The organism is Xylophilus sp. ASV27, assembly GCF_016428875.1.
In the GTDB taxonomy this organism is placed as follows: domain Bacteria; phylum Pseudomonadota; class Gammaproteobacteria; order Burkholderiales; family Burkholderiaceae_C; genus Xylophilus.
Map to the genome: position 1 here is coordinate 1 of NZ_JAELTO010000391.1, position 301 is coordinate 301.

At 76.4% G+C, this 301-nt stretch carries 1 protein-coding gene; it reads left to right on the forward strand.

The features are described from left to right. Positions 1–121: 121 nt before the first annotated feature. Positions 122–301, forward strand: a 180-nt coding sequence (locus JHD63_RS23490) for a hypothetical protein (protein ID WP_198973194.1), incomplete at its 3' end; no start/stop codon positions are given.

Sequence of the window (301 nt, forward strand, 5' to 3'; positions counted from 1 at the left end):
ATGGGCCGCACGGGCCGCAACGGCCAAGACCCACACCCGCGCAGGCTCCCGGCTGACGCCGTCGCCTGCGCAGCTCCGCCATGCTGGGCTCCCCTCCCACTTGACAGCGAACGGAGTTCCCATGACCTGTCTCTTATACACATCTCCGAGCCCACGAGACCGTACAGGAAATCGCGGATGCCGTCTTCTGCTTGAAAAGGGGGGGGGGGGGGGGGGGGGGGGGGGGGGGGGGGGGGGGGGGGGGGGGGGGGGGGGGGGGGGGGGGGGGGGGGGGGGGGGGGGGGGGGGGGGGGGGGGGGGG